Source organism: Pseudomonas koreensis, assembly GCF_024169245.1.
Lineage (GTDB): Bacteria > Pseudomonadota > Gammaproteobacteria > Pseudomonadales > Pseudomonadaceae > Aquipseudomonas > Aquipseudomonas koreensis_F.
Genome location: NZ_JALJWP010000001.1, coordinates 2,411,661 through 2,429,806, shown reverse-complemented (window position 1 = coordinate 2,429,806; position 18,146 = coordinate 2,411,661). Strand labels below are relative to the sequence as shown.

Annotated in this window: 16 protein-coding genes; 6 read left to right on the top strand and 10 right to left on the bottom strand. The window is 59.8% G+C overall.

Annotated features, from left to right (window positions below; translation table 11 throughout):
• Positions 1-144 precede the first annotated feature (144 nt).
• On the top strand, positions 145-1,605 hold the full coding sequence (gene mltF, locus J2Y90_RS10870; RefSeq protein ID WP_253499306.1) for a membrane-bound lytic murein transglycosylase MltF: 1,461 nt from the start codon (positions 145-147) through the stop codon (positions 1,603-1,605).
• A gap of 85 nt (positions 1,606-1,690) precedes the next feature.
• Here mltF and pdxJ read toward each other — a convergent pair whose 3' ends face one another.
• The 8 genes from pdxJ to lptF all read right to left on the bottom strand — a co-directional run bounded on the left by pdxJ (position 1,691) and on the right by lptF (position 10,049).
• Entirely contained in the window at positions 1,691-2,437 is a 747-nt protein-coding gene (gene pdxJ / locus J2Y90_RS10865) for a pyridoxine 5'-phosphate synthase (protein WP_016771560.1), read from the bottom strand.
• Between the two features lie 39 nt (positions 2,438-2,476).
• Positions 2,477-3,166, bottom strand: a complete 690-nt coding sequence (recO, locus tag J2Y90_RS10860; protein ID WP_064364395.1) for a DNA repair protein RecO — start codon at positions 3,164-3,166, stop codon at positions 2,477-2,479.
• Between the two features lie 118 nt (positions 3,167-3,284).
• Complete coding sequence (gene era / locus J2Y90_RS10855; protein ID WP_007909024.1) at positions 3,285-4,187, bottom strand: GTPase Era; 903 nt, start codon at positions 4,185-4,187, stop codon at positions 3,285-3,287.
• Positions 4,180-4,869: a ribonuclease III gene (gene rnc / locus J2Y90_RS10850; RefSeq protein WP_024011703.1), complete on the bottom strand. Its 690-nt coding sequence runs from the start codon at positions 4,867-4,869 to the stop codon at positions 4,180-4,182. The genes era and rnc overlap by 8 nt, the downstream gene beginning before the upstream one ends.
• Positions 4,870-5,039: 170 nt before the next feature.
• Positions 5,040-5,894 carry a signal peptidase I gene (gene lepB, locus J2Y90_RS10845; protein ID WP_253499299.1) on the bottom strand — a complete coding sequence of 285 codons (855 nt, stop codon included), beginning with the start codon at positions 5,892-5,894 and terminating at the stop codon, positions 5,040-5,042.
• A gap of 9 nt (positions 5,895-5,903) precedes the next feature.
• Positions 5,904-7,700, bottom strand: a complete 1,797-nt coding sequence (gene lepA, locus J2Y90_RS10840; protein ID WP_016771564.1) for a translation elongation factor 4 — start codon at positions 7,698-7,700, stop codon at positions 5,904-5,906.
• A gap of 173 nt (positions 7,701-7,873) precedes the next feature.
• Positions 7,874-8,935: an LPS export ABC transporter permease LptG gene (lptG, locus tag J2Y90_RS10835; RefSeq protein ID WP_253499296.1), complete on the bottom strand. Its 1,062-nt coding sequence runs from the start codon at positions 8,933-8,935 to the stop codon at positions 7,874-7,876.
• The gene (gene lptF, locus J2Y90_RS10830) at positions 8,928-10,049 is read right to left on the bottom strand and encodes an LPS export ABC transporter permease LptF (protein WP_253499293.1); all 1,122 of its coding nucleotides are present in this window, start codon (positions 10,047-10,049) and stop codon (positions 8,928-8,930) included. The genes lptG and lptF overlap by 8 nt, the downstream gene beginning before the upstream one ends.
• A 295-nt stretch (positions 10,050-10,344) precedes the next feature.
• On the opposite strand from lptF, the gene J2Y90_RS10825 reads away from it, so the two are divergent.
• The 4 genes from J2Y90_RS10825 to J2Y90_RS10810 all read left to right on the top strand — a co-directional run bounded on the left by J2Y90_RS10825 (position 10,345) and on the right by J2Y90_RS10810 (position 15,757).
• The gene (locus tag J2Y90_RS10825) at positions 10,345-11,835 is read left to right on the top strand and encodes a leucyl aminopeptidase (protein WP_042607732.1); all 1,491 of its coding nucleotides are present in this window, start codon (positions 10,345-10,347) and stop codon (positions 11,833-11,835) included.
• 57 nt (positions 11,836-11,892) lie between these two features.
• Positions 11,893-12,321 (top strand): DNA polymerase III subunit chi, encoded by a 429-nt coding sequence (locus J2Y90_RS10820; protein WP_253499290.1) that lies wholly within the window; start codon positions 11,893-11,895, stop codon positions 12,319-12,321.
• Between the two features lie 8 nt (positions 12,322-12,329).
• The gene (locus J2Y90_RS10815; protein WP_253499287.1) at positions 12,330-12,719 is read left to right on the top strand and encodes a DNA polymerase III subunit chi; all 390 of its coding nucleotides are present in this window, start codon (positions 12,330-12,332) and stop codon (positions 12,717-12,719) included.
• 191 nt (positions 12,720-12,910) lie between these two features.
• Positions 12,911-15,757, top strand: a complete 2,847-nt coding sequence (locus tag J2Y90_RS10810; protein WP_041479508.1) for a valine--tRNA ligase — start codon at positions 12,911-12,913, stop codon at positions 15,755-15,757.
• A 57-nt stretch (positions 15,758-15,814) separates the two neighbouring features.
• On the opposite strand, the gene J2Y90_RS10805 is transcribed toward J2Y90_RS10810, so the two are convergent.
• The gene (locus J2Y90_RS10805) at positions 15,815-16,234 is read right to left on the bottom strand and encodes a hypothetical protein (RefSeq protein WP_253499284.1); all 420 of its coding nucleotides are present in this window, start codon (positions 16,232-16,234) and stop codon (positions 15,815-15,817) included.
• Positions 16,235-16,448: 214 nt separating this feature from the next.
• On the opposite strand from J2Y90_RS10805, the gene rlmF reads away from it, so the two are divergent.
• Positions 16,449-17,468: a 23S rRNA (adenine(1618)-N(6))-methyltransferase RlmF gene (gene rlmF / locus J2Y90_RS10800; protein ID WP_253499281.1), complete on the top strand. Its 1,020-nt coding sequence runs from the start codon at positions 16,449-16,451 to the stop codon at positions 17,466-17,468.
• Positions 17,469-17,661: 193 nt separating this feature from the next.
• Here the strand turns inward: rlmF and J2Y90_RS10795 are convergent, their stop codons facing one another.
• Positions 17,662-17,943, bottom strand: coding sequence for an HU family DNA-binding protein (locus tag J2Y90_RS10795; protein WP_003221909.1), 282 nt, complete (start codon positions 17,941-17,943; stop codon positions 17,662-17,664).
• Positions 17,944-18,146 lie beyond the last annotated feature (203 nt).

The window sequence follows — 18,146 nt, the reverse complement described above, 5'->3', positions numbered from 1 at the left end:
GGTTTCAGCGCGGCTTATTTTTACTGTAACAAAATGCCCTGAGGCCCCGTATTCAAGGGATTTCGTTCGGTTTTGTGATCGCTAGCAGACTAGGCCTACGCTGTCGAGATATGGCGCCCGTGGCCGTTTGCGTATACTGCGCAGATGTTTTTCCCAACGGCTTTGCGTCCGCGATACGCCAAATGGCTGATCGCAACCGGACTCTTCCTGATGCTCGGTGGTTGTGTTGATAAACCCAACACACTCGAGCGCGTAAAGGAGGACGGTGTGCTGCGCGTGGTTACCCGCAACAGCCCCGCCACCTACTTTCAGGATCGCAGCGGTGAAACCGGCTTCGAATACGAGCTGGTGAAGCGCTTTGCCGACGATTTGGGCGTCGAGCTGAAGATCGAAACTGCCGACAACCTCAATGACCTGTTCAATCAGGTCGGCAAGCCCAACGGCCCGGTGCTCGCGGCGGCCGGGCTGGTCAGCAGCGACGAGCGCAAGAAGCAGGTGCGGTTCTCCCACTCCTACCTTGAAGTCACTCCGCAGATCATCTACCGCAATGGCCAGTCGCGGCCCACCGATCCGGCGGATCTGGTCGGCAAGAAGATCACCGTGCTCAAGGGCAGCACTCACGCCGAGCAACTGGCCGAGCTGAAACAGAAATATCCCGGGATCGAATACGAAGAATCCGACGCGGTTGAAGTGGTCGATCTGCTGCGCATGGTCGATGAAGGCCAGATTGACCTGACGCTGGTCGACTCCAACGAAGTGGCGATGAATCAGGTGTACTTCACCAACATCCGCGTGGCCTTCGATCTGGGTGACGCGCGCAGCCAGAGCTGGGCGGTTGGCCCGGGCGAAGACAACAGCCTGCTCAACGAAATCAACGCTTACCTGGACAAGGTGCAGAAGAACGGCACCCTGCAACGCTTGAAAGACCGCTATTACGGCCACGTCGATGTGCTCGGTTACATGGGCGCCACGACATTCGCCCAGCACTTGCAGCAACGCCTGCCGAAATACGAACAGCACTTCAAGAATTACGCAAAGAAAGAGAAAGTCGACTGGCGCCTGCTGGCGGCCATCGGTTATCAGGAATCCCTGTGGCAGCCGACGGTGACGTCAAAAACCGGCGTGCGCGGCCTGATGATGCTGACCCAGAACACCGCGCAAGCCATGGGCGTGTCCAACCGCCTCGATCCCAAGCAAAGCATCATGGGCGGCGCGAAGTACCTGGCTTATATGAAGGACCAGCTCGACGATTCGATCCAGGAACCGGACCGCACCTGGTTTGCTCTGGCGGCGTACAACGTCGGCAGCGGCCATCTGGATGACGCGCGCAAACTGGCGGCGAAGGAAGGCCTGAATCCGGACAAGTGGCTGGACGTGAAAAAGATCCTGCCGCGCCTGTCGCAGAAGCAGTGGTACAGCAAGACCCGCTACGGCTACGCCCGCGGCGGTGAGCCGGTGCATTTCGTGGCGAACATCCGGCGCTACTACGACATCCTGACCTGGGTGACCCAGCCGCAGCTGGAGGGCGATCAGGTAGCCGAGGGCAACCTGCATGTGCCGGCGATCGACAAATCGAAACCGGCGCAAGAGCCCGCCCCGCTCTAAAAGCAAAAGATCGCAGCCTTCGGCAGCTCCTACAGGTGTACACATGTCCCTGTAGGAGCTGCCGAAGGCTGCGATCTTTTGATCTTCAACCCTTCAAAGCGGCCGCGAGAATCAGCGCTTTCATTTCGGACACGGCGGACTTGAACCCGACAAACAACGCATGCGCCACCAGCGCGTGGCCGATGTTCAGTTCGTTGATGCCTTTGATCGCCGCCACGGCTTCGACGTTGTGGTAATGCAGGCCATGCCCGGCATTGACGATCAGCCCCTGGGCCAGACCGAATGCCACGCCATCAGCGACACGCTTGAGCTCTTCAGCCACTTCGGTGGGGGTCTCGGCATCGGCGTAACGCCCAGTGTGCAGCTCAATGGCCGGCGCTCCGACGCGCTTGGACGCAGCGATCTGGCGCTCGTCGGCGTCGATGAACAGCGACACTTCGCTGCCGATTTTCGACAACCGCTCGACCGCAGCTCTGATGCGCTCCTCCTGCCCCGCTACATCCAGACCACCTTCGGTGGTCAGTTCCTGACGGGTTTCCGGGACCAGGCAGATGTGCGCCGGGCGAATGCGCTCGGCAAATGCCATCATTTCTTCGGTGACGCCCATTTCGAAATTCATGCGCGTTTGCAGCACATCCTTGAGCAGCAGCACATCGCGCTCCTGAATGTGCCGGCGATCTTCGCGCAGGTGCACGGTGATACCGTCGGCGCCCGCTTCTTCTGCATCCAGCGCTGCCTTGACCGGATCCGGGTAACGCGTGCCACGGGCCTGACGCAGGGTGGCGACGTGGTCGATGTTCACGCCGAGAAGAATGCGATTGCTGCTGGTCACGGATGCGCTCCTGAATTGAGAGATTCGGCGCACAGCATATCAGGGCTTGCGAAACAGCTCGCGACTGACAAGCGGACGCCCGCCCAAATGCACCGCCAGCGCCTGGCGCATCAGACGCTTGGCGGCAGAAAGTGCACCGGGCGCCGACCAGTCGGCTTCGGCCATGGCCAGCAGTTCAGTGCCGTTGAACAGGCCCGGCTGCAGCAGATAAACCCGCTCGAGTCCGGCGTCCACTTGCAACCGGTAGAGACCGTCCGCAGCGACGGGCTCACCGTGAATATCGGTGTTCATGGAAAAGCCGTAGCCGAGATCATCAAGCAATCGCCATTCGAAGGAGCGCAGCAACGGTTCCAGTGGTCGACCTTCGGCCAAGGCCAGCAGGGTCGCGGCATAATGGTCGAACACTCCTGGGTGCGGATCTTCCGCGGGCAGCAGTCTAATCAGCAATTCATTGAGATAGAGACCGCTGAACAGCGCCTCGCCATTGAGCCACGCCGAGGTGCCGGAGCTCTCCATGCGCCCGACATTCTTCAGCTCACCCTTGCCGCGGAATTCAACCTCCAGCGCCACGAAGGGCCGTGCCAGTGTCCCGGCCTTGCCCCGCGCACTGCGCAACACCGCCCGCAGCCGCCCTTGCGGCGTGAGGAAATCGACCAGCGCACTGGTTTCGCGGTAGGCACGCGAATGCAGGACGTAGGCGGGTTGGGCGGGTGGTGGGGTTTGCGACATGAATGTAGTTTCCCGGTCGGGATTGCAAAAAAGATCGCAGCCTTCGGCAGCTCCTACAATGTCTTGTGTACACCTGTAGGAGCTGCCGAAGGCTGCGATCTTTTGATCTTCGAGTCGATTACAGGTCGCCATAACCCAGCGAACGCAGCGCGCGCTCGTCGTCGGACCAGCCGCCCTTCACCTTGACCCACAGGTTGAGCATGATCTTGGAGTCGAACAGCAGCTCCATGTCCTTGCGCGCTTCGGTGCCGATGCGCTTGATGCGCTCGCCCTTGTCGCCAATGATGATTTTCTTCTGGCCGTCACGCTCGACGAGAATCAGCGCGTGAATGTGCAGGGTCTTGCCCTGTTGCTTGAATTCTTCGATTTCGACGGTGATCTGGTACGGCAGCTCGGCACCCATCTGGCGCATGATTTTCTCACGTACCAGTTCGGCGGCAAGGAAACGGCTGCTGCGGTCGGTGATCTGGTCTTCCGGGAAGAAGTGATCATTCTCCGGCAGGTGATCGGCGATGACCTTTTCCAGTGCGTCGAGATTGTGCCCATGCTGCGCGGAAATCGGGATGATCTGCGCGTTCGGCAGCTGTTCCTGCAACCAGCTCAAATGCGGCATCAGCTCGGCTTTGTCTTCGATCCGATCGGTCTTGTTCAGCGCGACGATCAGCGGGCCGGTTACGTACTGCACACGTTCGAGCACCATCTGGTCTTCGTCGGTCCACTTGGTGCGGTCAACGACGAAGATCACCACGTCGACGTCTTTCAACGCCGCCGAAGCGGTTTTGTTCATGTAACGGTTCAGGGCCTTTTCGCCGCCCTTGTGCATGCCCGGGGTGTCGACATAGATTGCCTGCACATCGCCCTCGGTCTTGATGCCGAGCATGTTGTGCCGCGTGGTCTGCGGCTTGCGCGAAGTGATCGCAAGCTTCTGCCCGAGGATGTGATTGAGCAGCGTCGACTTGCCGACGTTGGGACGGCCGACGATGGCAACATAGCCACAGCGAGTTGCGTTTGTATCAGTCATTGCCATTCTCCACGCCCAGGGCAATCAGTGCTGCAGCGGCCGCTACCTGTTCGGCGATACGACGGCTCACACCCTGACCTCGGCTTTTTTCATTCAGTAAGACCACTTCGCATTCGACGAAGAAGGTTCGGCAGTGCGGTTCGCCCTGGATATCCACCACTTCGTAGCGTGGCAGTTCGCAACCGCGCGATTGCAGATGTTCCTGCAAGCGGGTTTTCGGATCCTTGTTGGTGTCGACCAGCGTCAGGCCTTCGAACTCGCCGGCCAGCCAGGCCAACACGCGCTCGCGGGCGACGTCCATGCCGGCATCGAGGTAGATTGCGCCGATCAGGGCTTCGAGGGCGTCGGCGAGAATCGATTCACGGCGAAAACCGCCGCTCTTCAGTTCACCAGAACCCAGACGCAGATAATCACCGAGGTCGAAACCGCGAGCCAGTACGGCCAGCGTCTCACCTTTCACCAGGCGTGCGCGCAAACGCGACAACTGGCCTTCGCGGGCCAGCGGAAAGCGATCGAACAGCGCCTCGCCAGCGACGAAATTGAGGATGGCATCACCGAGGAATTCCAGACGCTCGTTGTTGCGCCCGGCAAAACTGCGGTGCGTGAGGGCCAGCAGCATCAGCTCCTGGTCCTTGAAGGTGTAACCGAGCTGGCGCTCGAGACGGCTTAGAGAAACGCTCACGGTTTACCCACGCTGAGTTCGTGGCTGGTTTCCACTGCCACCGCCGGGGTACGGCGCAGGCCTGGGACAATTAACGCTGTGTTCAAAAATTAGATCCTGGCGATTGCGAAGCCGATTGTGCCGGCTCCAGAAATGCATTCGGCGCTGTGGTCAACAGCGCCGTGTGTAATTTACTTGATCAGGCCGACCCGCGAGAAATTCGGCAGGTGGCTGAGTTTCGGCTCCGGCCAGCTCATCCAGACCGCGAAGGCCTTGCCGACAATATTCTTGTCGGGAACCATGCCCAGCAGATCCTTGGGAATGTTCGGATCATCCCAGTAGCGGCTGTCGTTCGAATTGTCGCGGTTGTCGCCCATCATGAAGTAGTGCCCGGCAGGCACCGTCCACGAACGATCCGGAGTGGCGCGGTAGCGGCTCATTTCCTTGCGGATCAGGTGCTCGGCTGCGCCGAGTTTTTCCTGATAGAGCTCAGCGCTGCCCAGCGAACCCGCTTCGGCGCCGACCATCTTCTCGGCAATCGATTCGCCGTTGACGAACAGACGCTTGTCGGCGGTATAACGCACCGTGTCACCCGGCAGGCCAACCACACGCTTGATGTAGTTGACGTTCGGGTCGCTCGGATAGCGGAACACCATGACATCGCCGCGCTGCGGGTCACCGACTTCGATGACCTTCTTGTCGATCACCGGCAGGCGGATGCCGTAGGAAAACTTGTTCACCAGAATGAAGTCGCCGACGTCCAGGGTCGGTTTCATCGAGCCGGACGGAATCTGGAACGGCTCCACCAGGAACGAACGCAGCACCATCACAATGAACAGCACCGGAAAGAACGACTTGCCGTATTCGACCAGCAGCGGCTCTTTGTTCAGTTTCTCGACCACCACAGGCTCGGGCTGGCTGACACTGCCTTGATAGGAGGCAATGGCAGCCCGCCGACGCGGTGCCAGGAACAGCAGATCAAGCAACGCCAACAGGCCGCAGACGAACACGGCGATGACCAGCAACAGCGGGAAATTTAGCGACATAGGACCTGATTATTCCAACCTGAGCACGGCGAGGAAGGCTTCCTGTGGAATTTCCACGTTGCCGACCTGTTTCATGCGTTTCTTACCGGCCTTCTGCTTCTCAAGCAGTTTCTTCTTACGACTGACGTCACCGCCATAGCATTTGGCCAATACGTTCTTTCTGAGCGCCTTGACGGTTGTCCGGGCTACGATCTGACCACCGATGGCGGCCTGGATCGCCACGTCGAACATCTGACGAGGAATCAGTTCTTTCATCTTCTCGGTCAACTGGCGACCTTTGAAGTGCGAATTGTCACGGTGCACGATCAATGCCAGGGCATCGACCTTGTCGCCGTTGATCAGCACGTCCAGTTTCACCAGATTAGCCGATTGGTAACGATCGAAATGGTAGTCCAGCGAAGCATAGCCGCGGCTGGTGGATTTGAGACGGTCGAAGAAGTCCAGGACCACTTCGTTCATCGGCAGGTCGTAGGTGACTTGCACCTGATTGCCGAGGAACAGCATGTCGACCTGAACGCCGCGTTTCTCGATGCACAGGGTGATGACGTTGCCCAGGTGCTCCTGCGGTACGAGGATATTGGCGCGTACGATTGGCTCGCGCATGTCCTCGATCGCCGACACATCCGGAAGCTTCGACGGGTTGTCGACGTAAATCGTTTCACCGGTTTTCAGCACCAGCTCGAAAATTACCGTCGGCGCAGTGGTGATCAGGTCCAGGTCGTACTCGCGCTCGAGGCGCTCCTGGATGATTTCCATGTGCAGCATGCCGAGGAAGCCGCAACGGAAGCCGAAGCCCAGGGCGTCGGAGCTTTCCGGGGTGTACTGCAGCGACGAGTCGTTCAGGGTGAGCTTCTGCAGTGCTTCGCGGAAATCCTCGAAGTCGTCGGAGCTGACCGGGAACAGACCGGCGTAAACCTGCGGCTGGATACGTTTGAAGCCCGGCAGCACCGGCACATCAGGAGTGGAGCTGAGGGTCAGGGTGTCACCGACCGGCGCACCGTGAATGTCCTTGATGCTGGCGATGATGAAGCCCACTTCGCCGGCCTTGAGGTCAACGGTAGCGGTGTGTTTCGGGTTGAACACGCCAACGCTGTCGACCAGGTGCACCTTGCCGGTGGACTTGACCAGAATCTTGTCGCCCTTCTTCACCCGGCCATGGCGGACACGTACCAGGGAGACAACGCCCAGGTAGTTGTCGAACCAGGAGTCGATGATCAACGCTTGCAGCGGATCTTCGATGTTGCCGGTCGGCGCGGGAATGGTGTGGACCAGACGCTCGAGCACTTCGTCGACACCCAGGCCGGTCTTGGCGCTGCAGGTGACGGCGTCGGTGGCGTCGATGCCGATGATCTTCTCGATCTCGTCCTTGACGCGATCCGGCTCGGCCTGTGGCAGGTCGATCTTGTTAAGCACCGGCATGACCTCGAGGCCCTGCTCGATGGCGGTGTAGCAGTTGGCCACGGACTGGGCTTCCACGCCCTGCCCCGCATCGACCACCAGCAAGGCGCCTTCGCACGCGGCCAGGGAACGGCTGACTTCGTAGGTGAAGTCGACGTGACCCGGGGTGTCGATGAAGTTCAGCTGGTAGGTGATGCCATCTTTGGCTTTGTAATAGAGGGTAACGCTGTGGGCCTTGATGGTGATCCCGCGTTCACGCTCAAGATCCATGGAATCCAGTACCTGGGCTTCCATTTCACGCTCGGCCAGGCCGCCGCACATCTGGATGAAACGGTCAGCCAGCGTCGACTTGCCATGGTCAATGTGGGCGATGATGGAGAAATTGCGGATATGACTCAAATCACTCACGGATCAACACTCAAAAAGGCTGCAGGCTTGGCCCGCCGAAAAATAGCCGGGAATTGTACCTGATACACGGCGCAAGCGTCACGTTCGCCTGTCACCCGGATCGCATGCAAAAACGCCCCGGTCTGTTGGCCGAGGCGTTTTCGAGGTTCAAGGCAAAGATGAACACATGTTCATCAACCGGCCCTGCGCAGCAGCCAGACACCCGCCAGCGCACACACGCCGGCCGGCACCAGCACCGCAAACAGCGGCGAGAAACCGAATACCAGACTGGATGGACCCAGCAGATCCTGGACGATGCGGAAAGTGAAACCCACCAGCACGCCGGTGAAGACCCGCTGACCGAGGGTCACCGAACGCAGCGGACCGAAGATGAACGAGATCGCCATCAGCACCAGCGCCGCGGTCACCAGCGGCTGCAACACCTTGACCCAAAATGCCAGCCAGTAACGGCCGTTGCTGAGGCCTTGCTCGGCCAGATAGTGGATGTAGCCCCACAGACCGCTGATCGACAGAGATTCCGGGGCCATGACCACGGTGCTGAGCAGTTGCGGGCTCAACGCCACGTCCCATTGCTCGCTCGGGGTATTGACGACTTCAGTACTGCGCTCCTTGAACAGCGTGGTGGCAACGTCGGTAAGCTGCCACTTGCTGCCGTCGAACTCGGCCTTTTTGGCGAAGCTGGAGCTGAGCAGATGGCGCTCCTTGTCGAAGTGATAACGCGTCACGCCATACAAGAGACCGTTCGGCTGCACGGCGTTGATATGGATGAATTCTTCACCCTGACGGTGCCACATACCGTGCTTGGCGCTTTGCGCATCGCCGCTGCCCTGGGCCAGCGAGCGATTGGCCTGAGCCATACTCTCGGTGGCTGGAGCGACGTATTCGCCGATGAGCACACCGGCGAGCATCAGCACCAGCATCGGCTTCATGACAGCCCAGACGATACGGCCGATCGACACACCAGCAGCACGCATGACGGTCAGTTCACTGCTGCTGGCCAGACTGCCGAGACCGATCAGGCAGCCGATCAAAGCGGCCATCGGCAGCATTTCATAGAGGCGGCGCGGTGCAGTCAGCAATACGAAACTGAGCACATCGACCAGAGTGTAGGTGTCGCTGACGTCGCCCATTTCATCGATGAAGGCAAACAGCGTCGCCAAACCGAGGATGATCGCCAGTACAGCGATGATCGCCATGAACACGCTGCTGCCGATGTAGCGGTCGAGTTTAACCACGGGCCACCTCCAGCGCGGCGCTGCGACGGCTGGCCAGCTTCAGGCGCATCGGCTCCCAATAGAGCAGGCCGAGGCCGATGAGCAGGAAGATCGCGTGCACCCACCACAGCCCAAGGGCCGGCGGGATCTTGCCTTTTTCGAGGGCGCCGCGGGCGGCAATCAGGATGGTCAGGTAAGCCATATAAAGAAGAATCGCCGGCAGTAGCTTGAGGAAACGCCCCTGACGCGGATTCACCCGCGACAGCGGCACCGCCATCAGGGTCACGATGAACACCAGCAACGGCAGGGACATGCGCCATTGCAGTTCGGTTTTCGAACGGATGTCATCACTGCCCCACAGGGACGAGGTCGGCATCGCGTCACGGTCGGTGACTTCTTCGCTGACGTCCGGCTTGGGCAGCAGCACGCCGTAGGTTTCGTAATGAATGGCACGATAGTCGGCCTGACCCGGGCTGCCGTCATAGCGGTAACCGTTATCGAGGATCAGGTAGCGATTGCCGTCGGGGCGAATTTCCTGACGGCCCGATTCGGCAACCAGCACGGAAATACCGCGATCCTTTTTATCGGCGCCGAGGTTCTTCTGCGAGATGAACACGCTGCCGAGATTGACGCGGTCGTCGCTCAGGGTTTCGGTATAGGTCACCCGCGTGCCGTCACGCAATGCCTGGAAGCGGCCCGGTTCGAGGGTATCGAACTCGGTCAGCGCGTCCTGCTTGTTCAGCAACAGCTGAAACTGGTTGGCGCCCTGCGGAGCCAGACCGAGGCTGAGCCACGCCACCACCAGTGCCACCAGCGTCGCCGGAAACAGGGTCATGCGAAACAGCTTCTGCTGACTCATGCCGGTGGCCGAGAGCACGGTCATTTCGCTTTCGAGGTACAGGCGACCGTAGGCCAGCAGGATCCCGAGGAACAGGCCCAGCGGCAGAATCAGTTGCAGGAACCCCGGCAGACGAAAGCCCATGATCAGGAACAGCGAGCCCGGATCGAGCTGACCGGCCGCAGCCTGCGCCAGGTATTTGATGAAGCGACCGCTCATGATGATGACCAGCAGCACGGCACTTACGGCGCTGAGGGTCAACAGGACTTCGCGGGACAGATAACGGAAGACGATCAAACCAGACACTCCAGGGTTGTCAGGCTAAGGCGGCCAAACAAGCAAACACATCGACCGGCCCGCCATGCAGAGCGGTCGAAAAAAGATGCGGCATTATCCTGTGATTGGGTGCGCCTGTCACTGCGCACACTCATCCATCGCTGTAATCCTTTGCTGAGGGTTGTCAGGCGCGGGGAGCGAGGTTCAAACTGCGGCCCTTGTCGCAGGCTTTGGCCTGCGCCTCTTCTATTTATAAGCAGGCGATTGCGGACAACGTCGAACGCCTGCATGTTGACCATTCATTAGGGATCCGGACATGGAACTGGTTGTAAAAAGCGTTAGCCCAGAAACGTTGAAAACCGCCACCCTGGTGGTTGCCGTCGGCGAAGGCCGCAAACTCGGTGTCGCCGCCAGACTGGTCGACGAGTCGAGCGGCGGTGCGATCAGCACCGTGCTCAAGCGTGGCGACCTGGCCGGCAAGGTCGGTCAAAGCCTGCTGCTGCACAGTCTGCCAAACCTGAAAGCCGAGCGCGTGTTGCTGGTCGGCGTGGGCAAGGACGAAGAACTGGGCGACCGTCCGTTCCGCAAGATCGTTGCCGGCATCCTCAACACCCTCAAAGGCCTGGGCGGCGGTGATGCCGTGCTGGCGCTGGATGAAGTCATCGTCAAAGGTCGCGACAGCTACGGCAAGACCCGTTTGCTGGCAGAAACCCTGGTCGACGGCGGCTACACCTTCGACCAGTTCAAGAGCCAGAAAGCCGAACCCCGCGCCCTGAAGAAAATCACCCTGCTGACCATCAAGGCTGCGCAGGCCGAAGTGCAGCGCGCCGTGAACCACGCCACCGCAATCGCCAACGGCATGGCTTTCACCCGCGATCTGGGCAACCTGCCGCCGAACATCTGCCACCCGACGTTCATGGGCGAACAGGCCAAGAACCTGGGCAAAGAGTTCAAGGATCTGAAAGTCGAAGTGCTCGACGAGAAGAAGATCAAGTCTCTGGGCATGGGCTCGTTCTACGCCGTTGGCCAGGGCAGCGCCCAGCCGCCGCGCCTGATCGTCATGCAGTACAACGGTGGCAAGAAATCCGAGAAGCCGTACGCGCTGGTCGGCAAGGGCATCACTTTCGACACCGGCGGCATCAGCCTGAAGCCGGGCGCCGGCATGGACGAAATGAAGTACGACATGGGCGGCGCTGCCTCTGTGTTCGGTACGCTGCGTGCGGTGCTTGAGCTGAAACTGCCGATCAATCTGGTGTGCATCCTCGCCTGCGCCGAAAACATGCCGAGCGGCAACGCGTCGCGCCCGGGCGACATCGTTACCACCATGAGCGGCCAGACTGTGGAAATCCTCAACACCGATGCCGAAGGCCGTCTGGTGCTGTGCGATGCGCTGACCTACGCCGAGCGCTTCAAGCCACAAGCGGTGATCGACATCGCCACTTTGACCGGTGCTTGCGTGGTGGCCCTGGGCGCCCATACTTCCGGCCTGCTGGGTAACAACGACGAACTGATCGACCAGTTGCTCAGCGCCGGCAAGGCTGCCGACGACCGCGCCTGGCAACTGCCGCTGTTCGATGAGTATCAGGAGCAACTGGACAGCCCGTTCGCCGACATCGCCAACATTGGCGGGCCGAAGGCCGGCACCATCACCGCCGCCTGCTTCCTGTCGCGCTTCACCAAGAACCTCAACTGGGCGCACCTGGATATCGCTGGCACCGCGTGGACCAGCGGCGGCAAGGACAAGGGCGCCACCGGCCGTCCGGTTCCCCTGCTGACCCAGTACCTGCTGGATCGCGCCAAAGCCTGAACCTGCTGAGGGGCGGCGTTGCTTCATGGCGACGCCGCTCGCTGCTCTGGAACCGCAATGACCAAAGTCGACTTCTACATCCTGCCTAGCGCCGATCCTTCGGCGCGCCTGGATTTTGCCTGCAAGCTCACCGAGAAAGCCTGGCGCATGGGCCATCGCATCTACCTGCACTGCAGCGATGCGAGCCAGCGGGACGATCTCGATGCGCGCCTGTGGGCCTTCAAGGGCGAAAGCTTCGTGCCCCACGGCCCTGCCGACAGCGAACCGGACGGCTTGATCGTGCTGGGACTCGGGGGCGACTGCGGCGAGCATAAGGATCTGCTGGTCAATCTCGACCTGAAAGTCCCGGCCTTCGCCAGCAAGTTCGCCCGAGTGGCGGAAGTGGTGGTGGAAGACCCGACCATCCGAGCGGCGGCGCGGGAGAGTTTCCGCTTCTATCGCGAACAGGGCTATTCTCTGCAAGACCACCGTTTACAGCGACTCTGAGCATTCCAATGGACACTCCGAAACCGCAACAGAAATCCGCACACCTGTTGGATGATCTTGAATCGATCCGCCAGTTGCTCGGCGATGACAACCTGCAACCGCCGCTCTTGACCGATACGGTCGATGACAGCGAACAGGAACAGATTCCGATGCTGTTCGATTCCGTCGGCAACCAGCCGGCAGCTGTCGAGCCGCCGCCAGTGCCGACCCCGCCAGCCCAGGCAGTCGCGCCAATCGACAAAGGCCCGGACGCCTTGCTGCATCTGGACAGCGAACTGCGCGTCGCCGCGCAATTGATCATGCAAGACGTGATCGACGATTTCGCCCCGCACATCGAAACCGAAATCAAACGTCGCCTGGATGCGCGGATGGAGCGGCTGCTCAGCCAGTACGAATAACGCACCCCGTGTAGGAGCTGCCGCAGGCTGCGATCTTTTGACCTTTTTTTAAAGACAAGATCAAAAGATCGCAGCCTTCGGCAGCTCCTACATTTAGATCTCCGCCAGACCTCCCCCGCTCGCCCTCGGCACCATGCCCCGCTATACTTCCCGGCTTTTCCTGAATAAATGCCAATAGGGTCCCGCCGCGCATGGATAAGACCTACCAGCCGCACGCCATTGAAACTTCCTGGTACAAGACCTGGGAGTCCGAGAACTACTTCGCCCCGCAAGGCGCGGGCGAGTCCTACACCATCATGATCCCGCCGCCGAACGTCACCGGCAGCCTGCACATGGGTCACGGCTTCAACAACGCGATCATGGACGCGTTGATCCGTTTCCGCCGCATGCAAGGTCGCGACACCCTGTGGCAACCGGGCACCGACCACGCCGGTATCGCTACGCAGATGCTGGTGGAGCGCCAACTCGAAGCCCAGGGCCAGAATCGTCACGATCTGGGTCGCGAGAAATTCCTCGAGAAAGTCTGGGAGTGGAAAGATCAGTCCGGCGGCAACATCAGCCGGCAGATCCGTCGCCTCGGCTCGTCCGTCGACTGGAGCCGCGAGCGCTTCACCATGGACGACGGCCTCTCGGAAGCGGTTAAAGAGGCTTTCGTGCGTCTGCATGAAGACGGCCTGATCTACCGCGGCAAGCGCCTGGTCAACTGGGACACCAAACTGCACACGGCGATTTCCGACCTCGAAGTGGAAAACCACGAAGAGAAAGGTTTCCTGTGGAACCTGAAATACCCATTGGCCGACGGCGTAAAAACCGCCGAGGGCGATGATTTCCTGATCGTTGCCACCACCCGTCCGGAAACCATGCTCGGCGACTCCGCCGTCGCGGTTAACCCGAACGACGAGCGCTACAAAGCGCTGATCGGCAAATTCGTCGAGCTGCCCTTGGTTGGCCGCCGCATCCCGATCATCGCCGACGATTATTGCGACCCTGAATTCGGCACCGGCTGCGTGAAAATCACCCCGGCCCACGATTTCAACGACTACGAAGTCGGCAAGCGCCACAACCTGCCGCTGCTGAACATCTTCGACAAGAACGCCAACGTGCTGCCTGCCGCGCAGGTGTTCAACCTTGACGGCACGCTCAACGAAAGCATCGACGGCAAGATTCCGGCCGAGTTCGCTGGCCTGGAGCGTTTCGAAGCGCGCAAACAGATCGTCGCCGCGTTCGACGCTGCCGGCCTGCTGGTGAGCGTCAATGATCACAACCTGAAAACGCCAAAAGGCGACCGCTCCGGCACCGTCATCGAGCCGTGGCTGACTGACCAGTGGTACGTGTCGACCAAGCCTTTGGCCGAGCCGGCGATTGCTGCCGTTGAAGACGGGCGCATCCAGTTCGTGCCCAAGCAGTACGAAAACATGTACTTCTCGTGGATGCGTGACATCCAGGACTGGTGCATCAGCCGTCAGCTGTGGTGGGGCCACCGGATTCCGGCCTGGTACGACGAGTCGGGCAAGGTCTACGTCGGCCGCGACGAAGCCGAAGTGCGTGCCAAGCACAACCTCGGCCCGGACGTTGCGCTGCAACAGGACAACGACGTCCTCGACACCTGGTTCAGCTCCGGCCTGTGGACATTCTCGACCCTGGGCTGGCCTGAGCAGACCGAGTTCCTGAAAAAATTCCACTCCACCGACGTGCTGGTCACCGGTTTCGACATCATCTTCTTCTGGGTTGCCCGGATGATCATGATGACCATGCACCTGATGAAGAACGAAGACGGCACGCCGCAGGTTCCGTTCAAGACTGTGTACGTACACGGTCTGGTGCGCGACGGCCAGGGCCAGAAGATGTCCAAGTCCAAGGGCAATGTCCTGGACCCGCTGGATATCATCGACGGCATCGACCTGGAAACCCTGGTGCAGAAGCGCACCTCGGGCCTGATGCAACCGAAACTGGCGAAGAAGATCGAGAAAGCCACCCGCGAAGAATTCGCCAACGGCATCGAAAGCTATGGCACCGATGCCCTGCGCTTCACTTTCTGCTCGCTGGCGTCCACCGGTCGCGATATCAAGTTCGACATGGGCCGCGTCGAAGGCTATCGCAACTTCTGCAACAAGATCTGGAATGCCGCGCGCTATGTTCTGGACAAGGGCGAAGACTGCGGCCAGAACGGTGAAGCGTACGAGCTGTCACTGGCTGATCGCTGGATCATCTCGCAACTGCAACGCACCGAAGCCGAGGTGACCCGCCAACTGGATCAGTTCCGTTTCGACCTCGCCGCGCAAGCGCTGTACGAGTTCATCTGGAACCAGTACTGCGATTGGTACCTGGAACTGTCCAAGCCCGTGCTGTGGGACGAGAATGCGCCGGTCGAACGTCAGCGTGGCACCCGTCGCACGCTGGTTCGCGTGCTGGAAGTAGCACTGCGTCTGGCGCACCCGTTCATGCCGTTCATCACTGAAGAAATCTGGCAGCGCATCGCGCCGCTGGCCGGTATTCAGGGCAAGACGATCATGCTGCAGCCTTGGCCGGTGGCCAACGAAGAGCGCATCGATCCGGCGGCGGAAAACGACATCGAATGGCTCAAGGAACTGATGCTCGGCACGCGCAACATTCGTGGCGAGATGAACATCGGCCCGGGCAAGCCATTGCCGATTTTCCTGAAGAACGTCAGCGCTGACGACCAGCGCCGCCTGACCGAGAACGAAGCGCTGCTCAAGAAGCTGGCGCGCCTGGAATCGATCACCGTACTCGCCGCTGGCGAAGAAGCACCGCTGTCCGCCACCGCACTGGTCGGCGAGATGGAAGTGCTGGTGCCGATGGCCGGCCTGATCGACAAGGGCGCGGAACTGGCGCGTCTGGACAAGGAAATCCTGCGCCTGCAGGGCGAAGTCCAGCGGGTTGGCGGCAAGCTGTCCAACGCCGGTTTCGTTGACAAGGCCCCGGCCGAAGTCATCGAGAAGGAACGCGCCAAACTGGCCGAGGCCGAACAGGCCCTGGGCAAACTGGCCGAGCAGCATGCGCGGATTGCCAGTCTGTAAGGGCAAACCGCAATAAAAAAGGGAGGCCAATGGCCTCCCTTTTTTATGACAGGTGTATTACTCCGGGCATGATTCGCCATTGGGTAGCATGAGGCCGACAATGACGAATGACAGTGGTGAGGTACCGATAACAGACTTATCTCGTGTTACGACATAGCTCACAAGCAGCGACCCGTTCCCCTGGGCATGGCCAAGGATTGGTTTGATCAATGTTTCGTAAGGTTCAACGTTGAATTGTAGTTTTTCCGTGCCCTGTTTTACGGATTGGGTGAAAGTGGCTCTCGTCCCTGCAATGGGCTCCGTGCCGTTGACATCTGAACAGGCTTGAGATGTAAGGGCAACTATGTCGCCCACCATCACTTCCGGAGGAATTTTGATATCAACGAGAATGCCTTTAACGGGACTCGGATCACTTCCACAATTGATAATTCCTGGCGGGTTGGCACTTGGAAAGGTCGCTTTACTTAGTTGAATCATCTCAATCACTCCCTGAAGAATCTCCGGCTGGAGAAGATGCTGCCAGTAAAGCCGCATTCCACAAGTGCGCCTACTGTCATATATGACAGGTATCCAAGACCGATTTGGAATCAACAGGTGCGATAGTTATACCTTTTTCACTCGTTTACTCGGGTACCGTTTAGATGTGGGACAATACCCGCCACTTTCAGCCATACCCGAATCGACCACGCCCATGAACGCCCCCCGCACACCCAAACCTGCGCGCAGGAAGCCTGACTCCGCGACCCCGGCCAAAGCCGTTGAGCCGCGTGAAAAGGCCAGCCTGCACCCGCGCAATCGCCATCAGGGTCGCTACGACTTCCCGGCGCTGATCAAGACCACGCCGGAACTGGCCAGGTTTGTGATCACCAACCCGTATGGCAAGGAAAGCATCGACTTCGCCAGTCCCGATGCGGTGCGCGTGTTCAACCGGGCGCTACTCAAATCGTTTTATGGCATTCAGCATTGGGACATCCCGGCAGACTATCTTTGCCCTCCGGTTCCGGGGCGTGCCGATTACGTTCACTTTCTTGCGGATCTGCTGGCGAGCATGAACGACGGCAAGGTGCCGCGCGGCGCGATCGTTAACGTGCTGGACATCGGCATGGGTGCCAACTGCGTTTATCCGCTGATCGGCAACAGCGAATACCGCTGGCACTTCCTCGGCTCGGAGATCGACCCGACAGCCGTGGCGGCGGCGCGAGCCATCGTGCAGTCCAACGATCTGAGCAAGGTGATCCAGCTGCGCCAGCAGGAAAACCGCAAGCACATCCTCATCGGCTTACTGGAGCCGGGCGAGCGCTTCGACCTGACCATGTGCAACCCACCGTTCCACGCTTCGATGGAAGAAGCGACCAAGGGCAGCGAGCGCAAGTGGCGCGCTCTGGGCAAGGCTGATCCGAAACGCAAACTGCCGGTGCTGAACTTCGGCGGGCAATCGGCGGAGCTGTGGTGTGAAGGCGGAGAAGCGCGCTTTGTGACGCAGCTGATTGCCGAGAGTGCGAACTTCCAGCACAAGGTGTTGTGGTTCAGCACGCTGGTGTCGAAAGCTTCGAACCTGCCGGCCATTGAAACCGCGCTGAAGAAGGCCGGTGTGCTGGAGAGCCAGGTGGTGGAGATGTCGCAGGGGCAGAAGCAGAGCCGCTTTGTCGCCTGGACCTTCCAGACCAAGTCCGAGCAGCAGATCTGGCGGCGCGAGCGCTGGGTGCGCTAGCACAGCGGATTCCCCCTGTGGGAGCGAGCCTGCTCGCGAAAGCGGCCTGTCAGTCAACTTTAATATCGACTGACCCACCGCTTTCGCGAGCAGGCTCGCTCCCACATTTGCCCGCGACTTGACCGTCAAATCGCAGACACAAAAAAACCGTGCCCCGGATCACTCCGAAGCACGGTTTTTTTATCGCTGCGTCTTACTTGTTCACAGCGTCGGTCAGGCCTTTGGCCACAACCAGCTTGATCACTTTCTTGGCAGGGATTTCGATGGCAGCGCCGGTCGAAGGGTTACGGCCAGTGCGGGCAGGACGCTCGGTCACTTTCAGCTTGCCGATACCTGGCAAGGTGATTTCGCCGCCGTTTTCCAGCTGATCGGCAACGATTTGGCCCAGTTGGTCCAGAGCGTTACGCGCGGTGGTTTTCGGCGCGTCGATAGCTTCAGCGATGTCGGCGATCAGTTGGTCTTTAGTAAGAGCCATGTAGTGTTCCTTCCCTATCAAATTCATATGGATTGCAGAGTGCAGTGTCAGCCATCGAGCCCGATCTTCTGGATCTGGCACCCTCGGCGATTACCACGACGAGTCGGGTTATAGATGCCGAAATCAGGGTTTGGTTCGACCTGACAAATGCTGAATGCACGCTTAACGCAGTGACTTCGCGTAAGACCGCGCAAAACTAGCAC

Coding starts and splice junctions, on each gene's coding strand:
- mltF (WP_253499306.1), top strand. CDS start 145: ATGTTTTTCCCAACGGCTTTGCGTCCGCGATACGCCAAATGGCTGATC.
- recO (WP_064364395.1), bottom strand. CDS start 3,166: ATGTCGCAAACCCCACCACCCGCCCAACCCGCCTACGTCCTGCATTCG.
- J2Y90_RS10810 (WP_041479508.1), top strand. CDS start 12,911: ATGGATAAGACCTACCAGCCGCACGCCATTGAAACTTCCTGGTACAAG.
- era (WP_007909024.1), bottom strand. CDS start 4,187: ATGACTGATACAAACGCAACTCGCTGTGGCTATGTTGCCATCGTCGGC.
- J2Y90_RS10805 (WP_253499284.1), bottom strand. CDS start 16,234: ATGATTCAACTAAGTAAAGCGACCTTTCCAAGTGCCAACCCGCCAGGA.
- J2Y90_RS10795 (WP_003221909.1), bottom strand. CDS start 17,943: ATGGCTCTTACTAAAGACCAACTGATCGCCGACATCGCTGAAGCTATC.
- lepB (WP_253499299.1), bottom strand. CDS start 5,894: ATGTCGCTAAATTTCCCGCTGTTGCTGGTCATCGCCGTGTTCGTCTGC.
- rlmF (WP_253499281.1), top strand. CDS start 16,449: ATGAACGCCCCCCGCACACCCAAACCTGCGCGCAGGAAGCCTGACTCC.
- J2Y90_RS10825 (WP_042607732.1), top strand. CDS start 10,345: ATGGAACTGGTTGTAAAAAGCGTTAGCCCAGAAACGTTGAAAACCGCC.
- J2Y90_RS10820 (WP_253499290.1), top strand. CDS start 11,893: ATGACCAAAGTCGACTTCTACATCCTGCCTAGCGCCGATCCTTCGGCG.
- J2Y90_RS10815 (WP_253499287.1), top strand. CDS start 12,330: ATGGACACTCCGAAACCGCAACAGAAATCCGCACACCTGTTGGATGAT.